This window comes from Halomonas sp. EF61 (assembly GCF_040147045.1).
In the GTDB taxonomy this organism is placed as follows: domain Bacteria; phylum Pseudomonadota; class Gammaproteobacteria; order Pseudomonadales; family Halomonadaceae; genus Halomonas; species Halomonas litopenaei.
The window spans coordinates 59,833-76,703 of record NZ_JAMSHM010000002.1 but is presented as its reverse complement, the minus strand read 5'-3'; the positions used below and the strand labels follow the sequence as shown (position 1 = coordinate 76,703).

Genomic DNA, 16,871 nt, shown 5'->3' with positions numbered 1-16,871 from the left:
TGTGCCGGGCGACAACGACGAAGCAATGGAAGTGACCATGACAACCGAGCCTAGAGTCGCCCTGATTACCGGGGCCAGCCGCGGTATCGGCCGTGCCATCGCCCACGAGCTGGGGCGGCAGGGTCGCATCGTGATCGGCACCGCCACCACCGATGCCGGTGCCGACCGCATCGATGCGGACCTCAAGGAGCAGGGGTTTCAGGGCGCAGGGCGCCGCCTCGACGTCACCGATCCGACCAGCGTCGAAGCACTGCTGAAGTCGATCAACGACGAGTTTGGTGCGCCGACCATCCTGGTCAACAATGCCGGTATCACCCGTGACAATCTGCTGATGCGAATGAAGGAAGATGAGTGGGATGGTGTACTCGACGCCAACCTCAAGTCGGTCTTTCGCCTCAGCAAGGCGTGCCTGCGTGGCATGAGCAAGGCCCGTTGGGGCCGTATCGTATCCGTCAGTTCGGTGGTCGCCACCATGGGCAACGCCGGCCAAAGCAACTATGCTGCCGCCAAGGCGGGCATGGAAGGCTTCACCCGGGCGCTGGCGCGCGAGGTGGCCTCCCGTGCCATCACCGTCAACGCCGTGGCGCCTGGCTTTATTGCCACCGACATGACCCAGGCGCTGTCCGAGGATCAGCAGACGATGCTCAAGGGGCAGGTGCCTCTGGCGCGTCTGGGGCAGCCCGAGGAAATCGCCGCGGCGGTCGGGTTCTTGACCAGCGATAGCGCAGCCTATATCACTGGCGAAACCCTGCACGTCAATGGCGGGATGAACATGCGCTGAATGCGCTTCCTGCGTGTGTTGCGTCGACCCGAAGGGGTCTATAAACTACCCCGCAGTTTACTTGCGGAATTAACCAGCTGGTCATCAGAACGGCTAACGTGAACGACTGGAGTATGTCTAAATGAGCACCATCGAAGAGCGCGTGAAGAAAGTTGTGGCAGAGCGCCTGAACGTCAAGGAAGAAGATATTCAGAACTCCTCTTCCTTCACCGAGGACCTGGGCGCTGATTCCCTGGACACCGTTGAGCTGGTGATGGCGCTGGAAGAGGAATTCGATACCGAAATTCCTGATGAAGAAGCCGAGAAGATTACCACCGTTCAGGAAGCGATCGACTACGTCAACGCCAACCAGTAAGACCGGCTCGGTGTTCCGAGTCAGTCTGCCGGTGGCGGCGATGGCCGCTTGCTGAAAGGCGGGGATGCAATCCCCGCGGAAGCCGTCCTGGTTCGCCAGGGCGGCTTTTGCGTGTCCAGGCCTCGAAGGCAGGGTCCTGTGCCAGCGTTCCCGGTAAAGCCTCGGCGCCGGGGGGAGCACAGCGGCCTGTGTCTCGGGTATAATGCGCGCAACCGACGGTCCTCCACAGTTGGGCCGTAACTTTTTGGATGTCTGGAGGAAAGCTGATGTCTCGTAGAAGGGTAGTGGTGACGGGCCTCGGCCTGGTCACACCGGTGGGCAACACCGTCAAGGAAAGCTGGGACAGCATCCTGGCCGGCAAGAGCGGTGTGGCGCCCATCGAGCACTTCGATGTCAGCGGCTTCAACACGCGCTTCGGCGGTTCGGTGAAGGATTTTGATATCAGCCCCTACCTGAACCCCAAGGATGCCAGGAAGATGGACCTGTTCATCCAGTACGGTATCGCCGCGGGGGCTCAGGCCATCGAGGACGCCGGTATCGAGTGCACCGAGGAAAATGCCGATCGCATCGGCGTGGCCATCGGCTCGGGGATCGGTGGGCTGCCGATGATCGAGCACAACCACAACGCACTCAACAAGAGCGGCGCCCGGCGTATCTCGCCGTTCTTCGTGCCCGGCTCCATCATCAACATGATCTCGGGCAATCTGGCGATTCAGCACGGCTTCCGTGGTCCCAATATCGCCATCACCACCGCCTGCACCACCGGCACCCACAATATCGGCTACAGCGCCCGTACCATCGCATACGGCGACGCCGACGTGATGGTCTGTGGCGGTGCCGAGATGGCGACCACACCGCTGGGGCTGGGCGGCTTCTCCGCCGCGCGGGCGCTGTCCACCCGCAATGACGATCCCCAGGCGGCCAGCCGCCCGTGGGACAAGGATCGCGACGGCTTCGTGCTGTCCGACGGCGCCGGAGTGGTGGTGCTGGAAGAGTACGAACACGCCAAGGCACGTGGGGCGACCATCTACGCCGAGCTGATCGGTTTCGGCATGAGCGATGATGCCTACCACATGACCCTGCCGCCGGAAGACGGTCGCGGCGCGGCGGCCTCCATGGCCAACGCGATCAAGGACGCCGGCATCGACGCCAGCGAGATCGACTACATCAACGCCCACGGCACCTCGACCGCCGCCGGTGACCTGGCCGAGAGCCGCGCGGTGGAGAAGGTCATGGGCAGCGCCGCCCAAAGCGTCGCGGTCAGCTCCACCAAGTCGATGATCGGCCACCTGCTCGGCGCCGCCGGTGCGGTGGAGGCGGTCTTCAGCATCCTGGCGATTCGTGATCAGGCGCTGCCGCCCACCATCAACCTGGACAATCCCCAGGAAGGGTGCGTGCTTGACTACGTGCCGCATACCGCCCGCGATGCCAAGGTCGACGTGACCCTGTCCAACTCCTTCGGCTTCGGCGGCACCAATGGCACCCTGGTGTTCAAGAAGGCCTGATGGATGAATAGGCCGCCCGAGCCGACATTGCCCCTGAGTGATCGGGGGCTGGCCTACGGCGATGGCCTGTTCGAGACGGTGCTGGTGCGCGACGGCACGCCGCTGTTGTGGTCTGAGCACCTGGCACGACTGCTGAACGGCTGCCGGGTGCTCGACCTGCCCCCGCCCCGTACAGAGGCCCTGGCATCCGCCCTCGCTGGCGCGGGGCCGGGGCTTGGTGTGCTCAAGCTGGTCTACACCCGGGGCAGCGGTGGGCGGGGCTACGCGCCGCCGGCGTCCTCAGACCCCAGGCTCGAGGCGATATGGTCGAGCTTCGCACCCGATCAACAGCGCTGGGCAGCCGGGGTCAGGGTGCGTCGCTGCCGCCTGCGCCTGGCACGCCAGCCCGTGCTGGCAGGGATCAAGCATCTGGCCCGCCTCGAGAACGTGCTGGCACGAGCGGAGTGGCGGGATCCCGACATCGCCGAGGGGCTTCTCGAGGATGATCGAGGCCAGCTTGTCGAAGCCACCGCCATGAACGTGTTCTTTCTCGCCCGGGGCGCCGAACAGGTATCGACCCCGCCGCTGGATCAGTGTGGCGTGGCAGGTACCCTGCGAGCCGCCTTGCTGGAACAGGGCGCGGTGGTGGAGGCGCCGTTGCTGGCCGACGAGCTTTCGTCCTGCGAGGCTTTATGGCTTGGCAACAGCGTCCAGGGCGTGTGGCCGGTCGCGCGACTCGACGACAGCGAAGGGCAGCCCCAGCATGGCTGGGAGCTGAATGATGTCCATCGCGCCTTTCAGCACCGAGCCCACCGCCTGCTGGGGTATGCCGGGGCCGACTGAGTCACCCGGGCGCTTCCAGCCGGGGTGCCTGCATCCGCTTTGCCGTACTATTCTGACCGCTTCAGACAAGCGCCGTGCGCCGGCGCGACCAGACTAAGGAACTTCCATGCGCACCGCGCTCAAGGTCTTGCTCACTCTTGTCGTCATTGCCGCTATTGGCGGCTACGGCGCTTATCACTATTGGCAGACGCGTCTGCAGGCCCCGATCACCCTCGATGAACCGATGCTCTACGAGGTGCCGCCCGGGGCCGGTTTCAATCGGGTGGTGGATGATCTCGAGGCCCAGGGTGTGCTGGCCGACGCCTGGGCCTTCAAGCTGTTGACGCGAGTGGAGCCTGATCGTGTGCCGTCGCTGAAGGTCGGCGAGTACTCGCTGGAGCCAGGCATGAGTGGCATGCAGGTACTCGATAAGCTCGCCAGCGCCGAGGTGGTCACCTACAGCGTGACCATTCCCGAGGGCTGGACCTTCCAGCAGATGCGTGCGGCCCTGGCCGAGGCCGAGAAGCTGGCCCACGCCAGTGCCGAGATGAGCGACGACGAGATCATGACGGCGCTGGGGCACGAGGGCGAGCATCCGGAAGGACGCTTCTTCCCCGATACCTACACCTACCACAAGGGGGTGGAGGATCTGGAGATTCTGCGCCAGGCCAATCAGAGCATGGAAGCCCTGCTTGAGGAGGTGTGGGCCGATCGCGCCGAGGATCTGCCCATCGATACGCCGTACGAGGCGCTGATCATGGCCTCGCTGATCGAGCGTGAGACCGGCGCCCCCGAAGAGCGGCGTCAGATCGCCGGGGTGTTCAAGCGCCGCCTGGAGCGTGGGATGCGGCTGCAGACCGATCCAACGGTGATCTACGGCATGGGCGATCGCTTCGAGGGCAATATCACTCGGGCCGACCTGCGCGAAGCCACCCCCTACAACACCTACGTGATCGATGGCCTGCCGCCGACCCCGATCGCATTGCCGGGGCGGGCTGCACTGGAGGCCGCCGTCGACCCGCAGGAGGGCGACACCCTGTACTTCGTCGCCAAGGGAGATGGCACCCACCACTTCTCCCGCACGCTGCGTGAGCACAATAACGCCGTCAATCGTTATATTCGGCGCCGTTGACGCGGACGTCTCCCGAACCAGGAGTGGTATCCATGACGCAGACACAACCGGCCGAGCCCACCTCCGGCGCGCGCGGGCGCTTCATTACCCTGGAGGGCGGAGAAGGCGTCGGCAAGTCCACCAACCTGGCCTTCGTGGTCGACGCCCTCGAGGCGCGTGGCATCGAGGTGGTACAGACCCGCGAGCCCGGCGGGACGCCTCGGGCCGAGGCCATTCGCGAACTGCTGCTGGCGTCCAGCGACGAGCCGCTGGACAGTGACGCCGAGCTGCTGCTGGTGTTCGCGGCACGGGCCCAGCATCTTGCCCAGCGTATTCGCCCGGCCCTGGAGCGCGGCGCCTGGGTGGTCAGCGACCGCTTCACCGACGCCACCTTTGCCTACCAGGGTGGCGGTCGAGGCCTGCCGTTCGAGCGCATCGTCCAGCTCGAACGTCTGGTCCAGGGAGAACTGACGCCGGATCTGACGCTGTTGCTGGACATGCCGCTGGACGCGGCGGAGCGTCGCCTGGCGGGTCGTCTGGACCGCACCGGCACGCGCAAGGATCGCTTCGAGCAGGAGCGCCGCGACTTTTTCGAGCGGGTGCGCCTGGCCTACCTGGCCCGGGCCGAGCAGGCACCGCAGCGGATGGTCAGGATCGACGCTGACGCCAGCCTCGAAGAGGTGCAGCGGCGGATCACGCGGGTACTGGACGAGCGGGTGGCGCAATGGACGTGAGTAGTAGCGTCGCCCAGCCGCCGATGCCCTGGTTGGCGCCGCGCTGGCACGAACTGGTGCGGCTGATGGACGCCGGTCGTCTGCCCCATGCCGTGCTGCTGTCGGGCCCCCGCGGGCTCGGCAAGCAGTCCCTGGCCGAGGCACTGATTGCCCGCGCCCTGTGTGCCCGCCCAGGCGAGACCGCCTGCGGTGAGTGCCACAGTTGCCATATGCTGGCCTCGGGCTACCATCCTGACCTGCTTCGGGTGGCGCCGGAGGAGGGCAAGCGGATGATTCGCATCGACCCGATCCGTCAGGTCAATGGCTTCGTCTCCCAGACCGCTCAGCAGGGTGGGCACCGGGTCATCGAGATCCGTCCTGCCGAGGCGATGAACGTGGCCGCGTCCAACGCCCTGCTGAAGAGCCTGGAGGAGCCGGGGCAGGACACCCTGTTCGTGCTAGTCTCCGACATGCCGTCCCACCTGCTGCCGACGATCCGTTCGCGCTGCCAGCAGTGGACGCTCAAGCCGCCGGAACTCGAAGACTGCCTGGACTGGCTGTCGAAGGAACTCGGTTCCGAGGACGAAGCACGCTTCTGGTTTCGAGCCGCCGGTGGGTTGCCGCTGGCAGCGCGACAGCTGGCCGAGCCGGGCTCGCGGGCGCTGCGTCAACAGCTGCACGAGACCTTCGACGCCCTGGTACGTGGCGCCGAACCGGTGGCCGAGGCGGCCCGGCTGGACCGCCAGGCCATCGATGCCATCCTGTGGTACGGTATCGCCTGGCTGGAGGATCTGATTCGCCTGGGCCTTTCCGGCGAGCCTGAAGGCCTCAGAAACCCCGACCTGGCACCGCTCTATCGCCAGGCGGTGAAAAATGGCCGGGTGCGCGACTGGTTCCGCCTGCTCGACTACGCCCGTGAGCAGCGTCGGTTGCTCAGTGAAGGCGGCAATCCCAACCCGCAACTGGTGCTCGAGGCCTGGCTGGTCCGCTGGGCGGCCCTGTTGCGTTCCTGAGCGACGTCGTGTGCCCAGACGTCCTCCCCGGAGGCTCGCTGGCGTCTCTGATCATCGTCGCCGGTATTCGTCCCTGACATCCGTATTCAAGCCCCGAGAGATCTTCATGTTCGTCGATTCCCACTGCCATCTCGATCGCCTTTCTCCTGATACCCATGGCGGCGATCTGTCGCGGGCCCTGGACGCCGCCCGCGAGCGCGGCGTCCAGCAGTTCCTGGCCATCAGCGTGACCCTCGACGGCGTACCCGAACTGGCCGCAATTCGCCAGGCCCACGACGATGTGGTGATCTCCGCCGGGGTGCATCCGCTGCATCAGGTGGAGCACGAACCCGGCGTTGCCGAGATTGTCGCCTGCGCCAAGGAGCATGGCGCCGTGGCCATCGGTGAATCGGGACTGGACTATCATTACGACAGCGTTCCCGCCGAGGTGCAGCACGAGCGTTTCGCTCGCCATCTGCAGGCCGCCACCGAGCTGTCGCTGCCGATCGTGGTGCATACCCGGGAAGCGAGGGAGGACACGCTCTCGCTGATTCGTCAGTACAGCGATCCCGAGGTCGGCGGGGTACTTCACTGCTTCACCGAGGACCTCGAGATGGCGCGGGATGCGGTGCGCCTGGGCTTTTATATCTCCTTGTCGGGGATCGTCACCTTTCGCACCGCCGAGTCGCTGCGCGAGGTGGCCAGAAAAGTACCGCTGGATCGTCTGCTGATCGAGACCGACAGCCCCTATCTGGCGCCGGTGCCGCACCGTGGCAAGCCCAACGAGCCGGCCTGGGTGGTCGACGTGGCCCAGTGCATCGCCGACGAGCGAGGAATCAGCGTGGAAGAGGTGGCGATGCAGACCACCGCCAACTTCTACCGGCTGTTTCCCAAGGCCCAGCCTGCCGCCCCGGAGGACCTCAAGCAGGCCCTTCGCGACGCGGGCTTTGTGGACCAGGGCTAAGCGGGCGTTGTGGACCAGGGCGAAGCAGGCTTTGTTGTGAACAGGGCCCATGGCCCCGGTCGGCACGGGCACCGGTCTGTTGGCCGGGCCTTGAGCGATAACTCGACGAGGTAGCCTCCATGCAACTCGATCACATCCTGAACGGCATCGCCGAGCTTGGTGAGCGTCCGCCCTTGTCTGACTGGCAGCCCGAACCGAGCGGCGAGATGGACCTGGTGATCGCCCGGGACGGGCGCTGGATCCACGAAGGCAGTCCGATCCAGCGTCCTGAGCTGGTGCGCCTTTTTGCGCGCATCCTGCGACGGGAGGACGACGGCCACCACTACCTGGTCACGCCTATCGAAAAGTGGCGGATCAGCGTCGAGGACACCGCCTTTGTGGTACTGGAGGCCGAGCAGGCAGACGCTCGGCTGGAAGGCCAGTCAAAAGGCCAGCCAGAAGACCACGTAGACAAGCGCTGGTGGCTGACCACCAACGTCGGCGAGCGTATCGCCCTGGGGCAGCAGCATCGACTATCACTGTCGACGACACCGGCGGGCGAGGAGGTGCCCCAGGTGTGCCTGCCCTATGGCGTGAGTGCTCGACTCGGGCGTAACGTCTTCTACCGTCTGGTCGAGCAGGCCGAAGCGTGCACCGAGCGCGGCGAGCTGGGGCTTACCAGCGACGGCGTGTGGCAGCCGCTGGGACGCCTGGAGGGTGACGCGCACTGATGGCTTCACCTGCATTGGAGCGGCTCGCGCTGACGCCCGAACAACGCTGCGTTGTCGCCCACCCGGCAGGCCACGCCAGGGTCGCGGCGGTGGCCGGAGCGGGCAAGACCACCACCCTGGTGGCCAGGGTGCTGCACCTGCTGTCCCACGGAGTCAGCGCCCGGCGCATGATGGTGCTGATGTTCAACCGCGCCGCCCGGGAAGACTTTCAGCGCCGTCTGGTGGCCATGGCCGAACCCGGCATGGAACTGCCGGAGGTGCGTACCTTTCACTCTCTCGGACATCGCCTGAGTCAGAGCCTGACCCGCTGGGGCGCGCTGCCACGGCGCGAACTGCTGACCGCAGACTGGCAGCAGGAGCGACTGCTGCGCCAGGCGACCCTGGAGGCGTTGGCCCAGGTCGACGAGGATCGCGACGCCGCGCTCGAGCCCGATCGCATCGAGGAACTCGCTCACTTCTGTTCGCTGGTCAAGGCCGAGGTGATCGACCCCCAGTTGCTGTATGAGCGGCTCGAGCTCGGCGAGGGGACTCGCCACTTCGTCGTCGCCCACCAGTGTCTCGAGACCTTGCTGGCCGATCACGGCGTGATGACCTATTCGGATCTGCTGTATCGACCGCTGCTGGCACTCGAAGGTGATCCCGCGCTGCGCCAGCGGGTTCAGGGCTTCCTCGACCATGTGATCATCGACGAGTATCAGGACATCAATGCCGCTCAGCAGCGGTTGTTGGCGGTGCTGGCCGGCGACCAGGCTTCGGTGATGGCGGTGGGTGACGCCAACCAGTGCATCTACGAATGGCGCGGCGCCCACCCGGAGGCCATGCTCGAGAACTTTACCCGGATCTTCGGTGCCGCCACCGACTACCCCTTGTCGACCACCTTTCGCCATGGTCACGCCTTGGCGCTGGCCGCCAATCATGCCATCGCCGGCAACCCGCGTCGCCCGGACCAGCTATGCCTGGCGGCGCCCACCAATCCGCGTACCGAGCTCAAGGTGGCACGGGGCGCCAGTGCCTTCCTCGATGGACTCAAGCGGTGGGTGGAAGCCGGCCGTCGTCTCGACGAAGCCTGTCTGCTGGTACGTAGCTGGACCCTGTCGGTGCCGATGCAGCTGGCGCTGTTGCGCGAAGGCATTCCCTTTCGCCTGGCCCGGGAGGATCGCTTCGTCTTTCGCCTGCCGCTGGTAGAGGCACTGGCCGGCTATCTATCGCTGGCGCTGTCGCCCGAGCAGCTGCGCGACCCTGGCGCGCTGATGCCGATGTTTGCCCAGCCGACCTGCTTCGTACCACGTGAAGTGCTCGCTGGCCTGGTGCAGCGCCTGGCCGACACCCAGACCTGGCCAGGGCCGGGCGACGCGCTGCTGGCGCGACTGAAGCCGCACCAGAAGCGCACCCTCAAGCGTCGCTGGCAACTGCTGTGCGAGCTGCCGAAGCTTGCCCATCTGTCCGCCGACGCGCTGCTCGAGCATGTGGTCGCGGAGGTCGAGGCGGAAAAGGTGCTCAAGCGCGCCGCCTCCCGCCGCGACAAGGGCGAGGAGGACGTGCGCCTGCTCGACGTCCTGATCGAGCAGGCTCGGGAGGTCGGTGACATCGCCACCTTCATCGAGCTGCTGCGGCGCCCGGTGCAGAACCGCGACGAAGGGGTGTTGATCAATACGGTTCATGGCGCCAAGGGCCTGGAGTGGCCGCTGGTGATGGTGGGGGCGGTCAATGAAGAGGACTTTCCCCACTACAGTCGTGACAACCCCCTGTCCCCCGAGCGTCTCGAGGAAGAGCGCAGGCTCTACTATGTGGCCATCACCCGGGCCATCGAACGCCTGGTCATCCTCCACGATGGCGGCGATCATCGTCCCAGCCGCTTTATCCAGGAGAGCGCCTGCCGCGACGCCAGCGCCGTGGCCAGGGCGCTGTACCGATGCGCTGACGGAGCCGACCCCGAGGAGGTGAGCGTCGCCGAGCCGGCACTGGTGGGGCGCTATCTGAATGCCCTGGGGCAGCCGCTGCCGATCAAGGCGCTTGAGCGAGCGCCAGGCAATGGCCATTACCAGGTGGGTGAGCGCATTCGCCACGGCGTCTTCGGTGACGGTGAGGTCGCCTTGGTGGAAGGCGACCCCGCCAATCCGGTCATCGAGGTGCGCTTCGATCGTGCCGGCAAGCGCCGCCTGATCGCCCATCGCGCCCCGATCGAGCGGCTGTCGAGCGCCTGATCAGGGCGGCTTCGCGAGCGGGGCGCCTTCAGGCCTTGCCCCGTGCCGGCTGGACAGGACGCGGGCCACTTGTCGAGACGCGCGAAAGCGCTTCGATACGATAAGGCTCCGGTGCGATAAAGCCTTGCGCCACCAGACAGTGTTCTGACATGAGAAGGAGTTCGTCATGACCCATCCCTTGATCGACGCCGATAGCCTGCGACACGCGCTAGACGGCGACACCCCGCCGCTGGTGCTGGACTGCCGAGTGCGCTTGAACGACCCCGAGGCCGGGGCGGCGCTGTGGCGTCAGGCCCATGTTCCCGGCAGTCTGCACCTGGATCTGGACCGTGACCTGTCCGGACCCAGGGACGCTGGCTCCGGGGCAGGCGGACGACACCCGTTGCCGAGCGACGCCGACTTCACCGCGACCCTTCAGCGGCTGGGCGTTGCGCCTGAGCGCGAGGTGGTGGTGCTCGATGATGCCGGCGGCCAGCTGGCGGCGGCACGGGCCTGGTGGATGCTGAGCGAGTGGGCCGGCCACCCGCGGGTGCGCCTGCTCGACGGTGGCCTCGCCGCCTGGGAGGGCATCAATGGTGACTGGGAGGTGGGGGAGGGTGCACCTCCTGCGCCGTCGCAGTGGGCACCCGAATTCGACGACAGTCGTTTCGTCGTCCTCGAGGAGATGGCGTCGACTGCGGCGCTGAAGGTGGACGCCCGGGCCGGTGAGCGCTATCGCGGCGAGGTCGAGCCGATGGACCCCCGAGCCGGGCATATCCCTGGTGCGGTCAATCGCCCCTGTAGCCTCAATCTCGACGACAATGGACGCTTCAAGTCGCCGGAGGCTTTAGCAAGAGAACTGCCCCAGACGTCGCAGCAGGATCCTGGCGTGATTGCCTACTGCGGCTCCGGCGTTACCGCCTGCCATGACATCCTCGCCTATCGCCTGGCGGGTCTGCCGGCCCCGCGGCTCTATGTCGGCTCCTGGAGCGAGTGGAGCGGCGATCCCGCACGCCCGGCCGAAACCGGCCCCGCCGCCGCTTCCTGACGCCACTGCAGACGCCCCTCGCTGGCACCGCTTCGTGGCGCCTGCAGCGGTCCTTCAGCGTCAGCACCATCAACGAGCACGGCCCCGTCACCTGGTGACGGGGCCGTGCTCGTTGGTCTATCAGCATGGCGCTGAATCAATCATCAGAACCTGGTCGAGGTGGGGCCTGGCTCTCCTGCGCAGCCGGGCCCTGTCGGCTCATCGTCTAGCGGCCGGCCTCGCTGGCGCCTGTCTGGCCAGAGTCTGGGTGGGCGGCTGGGTGGGCGGCATGGTGGCGGCCCTCCAGACGGCTCAGCAGCATGGCGTTGGCGGTATTGCCCATCACGTTCAGAGAGGTGCGGAAGCCATCGGTGAAGCGGTCCACCCCGGCGACCACGGCGACGCCCTCCAGCGGCAGCCCTGCAGCCGACAGTACGGTGCTCATGGCCACCAGGCCAGCGCCCGGCACGCCAGCGGTGGAGAAGGATACCAGCAGGCCGGTGGTAAAGATGGTGGCGGCCAGGGTCAGGGTCACCTCGACGCCGAACAGCTGCGCCACGAAGAGCGCATTGAAGCCCTGGAGCACGGCGGCGCCGTCACGTTTAAGGGCGGTCCCGAAGGGCAGGGCGAAGGCGCTAAGCTGGTGTGGTGCGCCGTAGGCCCGGGCATTGTTGAGGGCGATCGGCAGGGTGGCGTTGGAGCTGGCGGTGCCAAGGGCAAAGCTCAGGGCCTCGCCGAAGTGGCGCAGGTAGGCCAGGGGCCGGGCACCTGTGATCGCCAGCAGGGCCAGATAGAACACCGCCATGGCGCCGATGGCCGCCAGCAGGCCAATCACGTATAGGCCGAGCTTCAACAGCAGGTCGAACCCCTGGGTGGCCACTACTGAGGCGATCAGCGCGAACACACCGATGGGCGCAAGCTTGAGTACCATCGACAGGATCTTGAGGGTCACGTCGTAGCCGCTCTGCAGCAGCGAGACCAGCGGCCGACTCTGTTCCGGTAGCTGGCGGGCGGCCACGCCGACCAGGGCGGCGGCCAGGATGATCTGCAGCAGGTTGGCCTCGGCCAGCGCCTCGAAGGGGTTTTTCGGTACCAGGCCCACCAGCCACTGGGCCAGCGGGGTCGGGTCGCGGGCCTCGATTCCGGCGGCCTGAGCGCTGTCCACGCCGAGGCCCGGGGTCAGCCAGGCGGCCATGCCCATGCCGATGGCCAGGGCCACCGCGCTGGTCAGCACATAGAGCATCAGCAGCTTGCCGGCGTAGCGTCCGACGCTTTCGCTGCGATCGACCTGGGTAAAGCTCAGTACCAGAGCGCAGAACACCAGCGGCACCACGATAAACTGCAGAAGGCGCAGAAATACCTGACCCAGCGGGGTCAGCAGTTGGGTATCCAGGACTCCCGCCCACTGGGGCAGGAACAGATTGACGGCGCCGCCGGCCAGGATCCCGAGGATCAGGGCCAGCAATATTTGACGGGTGTGGGCCATGGTATCTCCCTGTAGCGGCCTCGATCACGGCTGCCCTGTCGCTGTCCCTGGCCTGGAGTTCCGCCGGATAGGCCGATGACAAGGCGGGTGTTCGGCAGGGGGGCGATCGATAAGGGGGCACACTATTAGGGCTCGGCGATGTCTTGGCAAGAAGCCCAATAGACCGATTTGTTATGACGTTAAGTGTATGCCCTGCAATAAAAAACGGACGGGGCTGGGCCCGTCCGCTGAGGGTGTTGGCTAACGGGCGTGTCAACGCCCTGGGTCATGGTTGGGGCGCGTTCGGCAGCGACGCGGCCCGCCCGCGATCACATATTGGGATAGTTGGGACCACCGCCGCCTTCCGGGGCGACCCAGGTGATGTTCTGGGCGGGGTCCTTGATGTCGCAGGTCTTGCAGTGGACGCAGTTCTGGAAGTTGATCTGGAAACGCGGCTGGCCATCGTCACCCTCGACCACTTCGTAGACCCCGGCGGGGCAGTAGCGCTGAGCGGGCTCGGCGTACTCCGGCAGGTTCTTGTGGATCGGAATTTCCGAATCCTCGAGCTTGAGGTGGCAGGGCTGGTCTTCCTCGTGATTGGTGTTGGACAGGAACACCGAGGAGGGCTTGTCGAAGGACAGCTTGCCGTCGGGCTTGGGGTAGTCGATCTTCTCGAACTCGCTGGCGGGCTTGAGCGCCGCATGGTCCGCAGTGGTGTCGTGGACCCTGGGCAGCTTGCCGCCGAGCAACTGATCGAGGAAGTTGTAGGCGCCACCGCCCACGGTGCCGTACTTGTGGATCGCGGGACCGAAGCTGGCGGTCTGCTCGAGCTCCTTGTAGGCCCAGCTGTCCTGCCACCTGGCCTCGAACGCCTTGAGTTCGTCGCCGCCCTCGTTGCCGTCCTTGAGCGACTCGAACACGCTTTCTGCCGCCACCAGACCGGACTTCATGGCGGTGTGGATGCCCTTGATCTTGGCGAAGTTGAGGGTGCCGGCGTCACAGCCGATCAGCAGCCCGCCGGGGAAGGTCATCTTCGGCAGGCAGTTGAGGCCGCCCTTGGCGATGGCACGGGCCCCGTAGGCCACCCGCTTGCCGCCTTCCAGGTAGCGCTTGAGCACCGGATGGTGCTTCATCCGCTGGAACTCGTCGAACGGCGACAGGTAGGGGTTCTGGTAGGCCAGGTCCATGATCAGGCCGACCACCACCTGCTGGTTCTCGGCGTGGTAGAGAAACCAGCCGCCATGGGTGTTCTTGTCCAGCGGCCAGCCGGAGCCGTGCAGCACCAGCCCTGGCTCGTGCTGCTCCGCCGGTACGTCCCACAATTCCTTGAGACCGATGCCGTAGTGCTGGGGATCCTTGCCCTCGTCCAGGCGGAATTCGCGGATCAGGCGCTTGCCGATGTGGCCACGGGCGCCCTCGGCGAACAGGGTGTATTTCGCACGAAGCTCCATGCCCGGTGCGTAGCCGCCTTTCTCGCTGCCGTCGGCGGCCACGCCCATGTCGCCGGTCAGGATGCCGCGTACCACGCCGTCCTCGACGATGGCGTCCTGGGCGGCGAAGCCCGGGAAGATCTCGACGCCCAGGGACTCTGCCTGTTCGGCCAGCCAGCGGCACAGGTTGCCGGCGCTGATCACATAGCGGGTGATGTCGCCACCGGTGTTGTGCATGCTCTTGGGCACCAGCGCGTTGGGCAGCTTCTGGGCCTTCTCGGCGTCCTTGAGCAGGTACAGCTCGTCACGCACCGCCGGGGTGGTCAGCGGGGCGCCACGCTCCTCCCAGTCGGGGAACAGCTCGAATAGCGCGCGGGGCTCGAGCACCGCTCCGGACAGAATATGGGCGCCCACCTCGGAGCCCTTCTCGACCACGCAGACGGTCAGCTCCTGCTCGGCCTCGTTGGCCTGCTGCATCAGTCGGCAGGCGGCGGCCAGTCCAGACGGACCGGCGCCGACGATGACCACGTCGAACTCCATGGTGTCGCGTTCTACTTGTTCTGCCATCGGGTGCTTTCCTCCTCGGCGTGACGTTGGGGTGCCACCAACGTCGTACAGATTTTAAACGGTCGTTTGCTTCACGGTGTGTCCCATGATAGGCATAATAGCGTCGTCGGGTCATCCTTACGATGGTCGACCCTCCCCAATGGTCGACTCGGCATGCGGGGATTGTTGCCAAGGCCCGGCCTGTGGCACATTGAAGGTACGCACCGAGCCCCTATCAAACGCTTGCATGAAACGCATAAGGGCATAGCGAAAAGTTCTCAATCGTGGTGTCCTCTCGGGACACGCGATGCGTAAATCGATGCGGTGCCCGTCACCGCCAACGTGTTGATGGTTCCTTCCTTACATTCAAGGTTCCCCAGATGAACCAAGCGAGGACAACATGAAAGTACTCGTCGCGGTCAAACGCGTCATCGACTACAACGTCAAGATCCGGGTCAAGCCGGATGGCAGCGACGTTGACTTGACCAACGTCAAGATGGCCATGAATCCCTTCTGCGAAATCGCCGTGGAAGAGGCGGTGCGCTTGAAGGAGAAGGGCGTGGCGACCGAGGTGGTGGCGGTGACCGTGGGGCCGAAGGCGGCGCAGGAACAGCTGCGCACGGCCCTGGCGCTGGGGGCCGATCGCGCCATCCACGTCGAGAGCGACGAGCGCGTTGAATCGCTGGGCGCGGCCAAGGCACTGGCCAAGGTGGTCGAGAAGGAAGCGCCGCAGCTGGTCATCCTCGGCAAGCAGGCGATCGACTCCGACAACAACCAGACCGGTCAGATGCTGGCCGCGCTGACCGGCATGGCCCAGGGCACCTTCGCCTCCGAGGTGAAAGTCGAAGGCGAGACCCTCAAGGTCATCCGCGAGATCGATGGCGGACTGCAGACGGTGTCGCTGAAGCTGCCGGCGGTGGTCACTACCGACCTGCGCCTGAACGAGCCGCGCTACGCCAAGCTGCCGGACATCATGAAGGCCAAGAAGAAGCCGATGGACGTGATGACCCCGGCCGATCTGGGCGTCGAGGTAGCCAGCCGTCTCAAGCTGGTCAAGGTCGAGCCGCCGGCCGAGCGCCAGGGTGGCGTCAAGGTGGGCTCGGTGGACGAGCTGGTGGACAAACTGAAGAATGAAGCGAAGGTGATTTCATGAGCATTCTGGTTCTGGCAGAACACCACGACGGCCAGCTGGCCGACGCCACCGCCCACGTGGTGGCCGCCGCCCAGGCTATCGGTGGTGATATCGACGTGCTGGTCGCCGGTCAGGACGTAGCCGCCGTGGCCGAGGCCGCCGCCAAGCTGGATGGTGTCAGCAAGGTGCGTGTCGCCGACAGCGAGACCTTCGCTCACCTGCTGGCCGAGCCCACCGCCGACCTGCTGGTGGCCCTGGCCGACGACTACAGCCATGTGCTGGCGGCCGCCTCCACCACCGGCAAGAACGTGCTGCCGCGCCTGGCGGCACTGAAGGATGTGGCCCAGATCTCCGAGATCATCGCGGTGGAGAGCGCCGACACCTTCAAGCGTCCGATCTACGCCGGCAACGCCATCGCCACCGTCCAGAGCGAGGACGCGCTCAAGGTCATCACCGTGCGTTCCACCGCCTTCGACGCCGTCGGCCAGGGTGGCTCCGCTGCCATCGAACCGGTCGAGGCGAGCATCGACAACAGCCTGTCGAGCTTCGTCGGTGAAGAGCTGGCCAAGAGCGATCGTCCCGAGCTGGGGGCTGCCCGCGTGGTCATCTCCGGTGGTCGCGGCATGGGCAGCGGCGAGAACTTCAAGATCCTCGACAACATCGCCGACAAGCTGGGCGCCGCCATCGGTGCGTCCCGTGCGGCGGTGGATGCCGGCTTCGTGCCCAACGACATGCAGGTCGGCCAGACCGGCAAGATCGTGGCGCCGGACCTGTACATCGCCGTGGGCATCTCCGGTGCCATCCAGCACCTGGCCGGGATGAAGGACTCCAAGGTCATCGTCGCCATCAACAAGGACGAGGAGGCGCCGATCTTCCAGGTCGCCGACTATGGCCTGGTGGCCGATCTGTTCGAGGCCATTCCGGAGCTCGACAGCAAGCTCTGAGTGCAAGATGTAGAAACGGTGTGCCGGCTAGGCCGGCAACGCTGACAAACGCCGTGGCGGCCAACGCCACGGCGTTTTTATTGGTGGGTGTCTGGCATCGATGTGCATGGCCGCCAACCCCTCGCCAGGCGTGCCGATCCGCTGTCGGACAGGGGCGTCGATGCCCTTGCCCGAGAGGTGTTGACAGCGATGAACTCGGGGTAGAGGCACCT

15 protein-coding genes are annotated in these 16,871 nt (G+C 65.9%); 13 read left to right on the top strand and 2 right to left on the bottom strand.

The genetic code is table 11. The features are described 5' to 3' along the window. Nucleotides 1-37 precede the first annotated feature (37 nt). From fabG to NFI08_RS09335, 11 genes are all read left to right on the top strand, one after another. Nucleotides 38-781, top strand: a complete 744-nt coding sequence (gene fabG / locus NFI08_RS09385) for a 3-oxoacyl-ACP reductase FabG (RefSeq protein ID WP_045993432.1) — start codon at nucleotides 38-40, stop codon at nucleotides 779-781. A 121-nt stretch (nucleotides 782-902) separates the two neighbouring features. Then, nucleotides 903-1,136, top strand: coding sequence for an acyl carrier protein (acpP, locus tag NFI08_RS09380; protein WP_021820799.1), 234 nt, complete (start codon nucleotides 903-905; stop codon nucleotides 1,134-1,136). A 266-nt stretch (nucleotides 1,137-1,402) separates the two neighbouring features. Beyond that, nucleotides 1,403-2,641, top strand: a complete 1,239-nt coding sequence (fabF, locus tag NFI08_RS09375; RefSeq protein WP_045993406.1) for a beta-ketoacyl-ACP synthase II — start codon at nucleotides 1,403-1,405, stop codon at nucleotides 2,639-2,641. Nucleotides 2,642-2,644: 3 nt separating this feature from the next. Next, on the top strand, nucleotides 2,645-3,463 hold the full coding sequence (gene pabC, locus NFI08_RS09370; protein ID WP_213228670.1) for an aminodeoxychorismate lyase: 819 nt from the start codon (nucleotides 2,645-2,647) through the stop codon (nucleotides 3,461-3,463). Between the two features lie 106 nt (nucleotides 3,464-3,569). Then, nucleotides 3,570-4,574 (top strand): endolytic transglycosylase MltG, encoded by a 1,005-nt coding sequence (gene mltG / locus NFI08_RS09365; RefSeq protein WP_108132683.1) that lies wholly within the window; start codon nucleotides 3,570-3,572, stop codon nucleotides 4,572-4,574. Nucleotides 4,575-4,606: 32 nt separating this feature from the next. Continuing rightward, a complete protein-coding gene (gene tmk, locus NFI08_RS09360) occupies nucleotides 4,607-5,287 on the top strand; it encodes a dTMP kinase (protein WP_108132684.1) in 681 nt (226 codons plus the stop codon). Continuing rightward, a complete protein-coding gene (locus tag NFI08_RS09355) occupies nucleotides 5,278-6,279 on the top strand; it encodes a DNA polymerase III subunit delta' (RefSeq protein ID WP_108132685.1) in 1,002 nt (333 codons plus the stop codon). Before tmk ends, NFI08_RS09355 begins: the two co-directional genes overlap by 10 nt. A gap of 106 nt (nucleotides 6,280-6,385) precedes the next feature. Further along, entirely contained in the window at nucleotides 6,386-7,222 is an 837-nt protein-coding gene (locus NFI08_RS09350) for a TatD family hydrolase (protein ID WP_108132686.1), read from the top strand. A 119-nt stretch (nucleotides 7,223-7,341) separates the two neighbouring features. Further along, nucleotides 7,342-7,932, top strand: a complete 591-nt coding sequence (locus NFI08_RS09345) for a DUF1285 domain-containing protein (RefSeq protein WP_108447684.1) — start codon at nucleotides 7,342-7,344, stop codon at nucleotides 7,930-7,932. After that, nucleotides 7,932-10,136 carry an ATP-dependent helicase gene (locus tag NFI08_RS09340; protein ID WP_108447685.1) on the top strand — a complete coding sequence of 735 codons (2,205 nt, stop codon included), beginning with the start codon at nucleotides 7,932-7,934 and terminating at the stop codon, nucleotides 10,134-10,136. The genes NFI08_RS09345 and NFI08_RS09340 overlap by 1 nt, the downstream gene beginning before the upstream one ends. Before the next feature lie 166 nt (nucleotides 10,137-10,302). After that, nucleotides 10,303-11,163 (top strand): sulfurtransferase, encoded by an 861-nt coding sequence (locus tag NFI08_RS09335; protein ID WP_213228668.1) that lies wholly within the window; start codon nucleotides 10,303-10,305, stop codon nucleotides 11,161-11,163. 205 nt (nucleotides 11,164-11,368) lie between these two features. Here NFI08_RS09335 and NFI08_RS09330 read toward each other — a convergent pair whose 3' ends face one another. Both NFI08_RS09330 and NFI08_RS09325 read right to left on the bottom strand, forming a co-directional pair. Then, on the bottom strand, nucleotides 11,369-12,628 hold the full coding sequence (locus NFI08_RS09330; RefSeq protein WP_213228666.1) for a dicarboxylate/amino acid:cation symporter: 1,260 nt from the start codon (nucleotides 12,626-12,628) through the stop codon (nucleotides 11,369-11,371). A gap of 308 nt (nucleotides 12,629-12,936) precedes the next feature. Next, nucleotides 12,937-14,604 (bottom strand): electron transfer flavoprotein-ubiquinone oxidoreductase, encoded by a 1,668-nt coding sequence (locus tag NFI08_RS09325; RefSeq protein ID WP_213228664.1) that lies wholly within the window; start codon nucleotides 14,602-14,604, stop codon nucleotides 12,937-12,939. A 379-nt stretch (nucleotides 14,605-14,983) separates the two neighbouring features. On the opposite strand from NFI08_RS09325, the gene NFI08_RS09320 reads away from it, so the two are divergent. Together NFI08_RS09320 and NFI08_RS09315 are read left to right on the top strand one after the other, a co-directional pair. Beyond that, nucleotides 14,984-15,736, top strand: coding sequence for an electron transfer flavoprotein subunit beta/FixA family protein (locus NFI08_RS09320; protein WP_213228662.1), 753 nt, complete (start codon nucleotides 14,984-14,986; stop codon nucleotides 15,734-15,736). Then, a complete protein-coding gene (locus NFI08_RS09315; protein ID WP_045993417.1) occupies nucleotides 15,733-16,659 on the top strand; it encodes an electron transfer flavoprotein subunit alpha/FixB family protein in 927 nt (308 codons plus the stop codon). The genes NFI08_RS09320 and NFI08_RS09315 overlap by 4 nt, the downstream gene beginning before the upstream one ends. The last annotated feature ends 212 nt before the right edge of the window (nucleotides 16,660-16,871 follow it).